The organism is Vibrio fujianensis (assembly GCF_002749895.1).
In the GTDB taxonomy this organism is placed as follows: domain Bacteria; phylum Pseudomonadota; class Gammaproteobacteria; order Enterobacterales; family Vibrionaceae; genus Vibrio; species Vibrio fujianensis.
Genome location: NZ_NBUS01000052.1, coordinates 1 through 630, shown reverse-complemented (window position 1 = coordinate 630; position 630 = coordinate 1). Strand labels below are relative to the sequence as shown.

General features: G+C 40.5%; 1 protein-coding gene. It reads left to right on the top strand.

Going from position 1 to position 630, the window contains the following annotated elements:
• The first annotated feature begins 98 nt into the window (after positions 1-98).
• Complete coding sequence (locus B7C60_RS13155; RefSeq protein WP_099612058.1) at positions 99-521, top strand: DUF4145 domain-containing protein; 423 nt, start codon at positions 99-101, stop codon at positions 519-521.
• Positions 522-630: the final 109 nt, after the last annotated feature.

The window sequence follows — 630 nt, the reverse complement described above, 5'->3', positions numbered from 1 at the left end:
TTGGTTTGGTTGGCATTTGAGGTTACGGCTGGCTAGTTTGAGTTTAGTTGTTTGCGTTGCCTGCCCCTTAATGCGGCGTTAGCAATATGGAGGTACCTGTGGATTCTGATTACATGTTACAAGTCGGGGATGAGATTGGTCTTGTTAAAAACAACCCACGATTATTAGTTATCGTTTCTCACTCATTTGTGGAAATGATCGTCAAAACACTATCAGATCACTATCTTCCGGAAGTGAAACTTAAAAATCATAATCAAAGGTTGGAAAAGCTTAGGAAAGAACAAGTTATTGATGAGTTCCAGTTTCAGGTTTACGACTGGTTTCGAGATCTTAGAAATAAAGCTGCACATACACCAATCTTTAGGCTTAATGACAGCGACTTCGAACCGCTAATTGGTCTAGTTAAAAGAGAACAACTCGGAGTTCAATCGTTTCATTTGTTTTCTATTAAGTTAATCTCTGAACTATGGAACAAGCATCTAGAGATTCTTGGACCAGTGTACCTTGGAAAATATTGCTAACAAACGCTTCAAGAGGGACAGCCAACGCGCGGCATTTTTATTATGCGTTGGTTTTTGTGGTTACGGTGTTATGCGGCAAGTTGGTAATAGCGTTGGCTGCCCCTTAAGC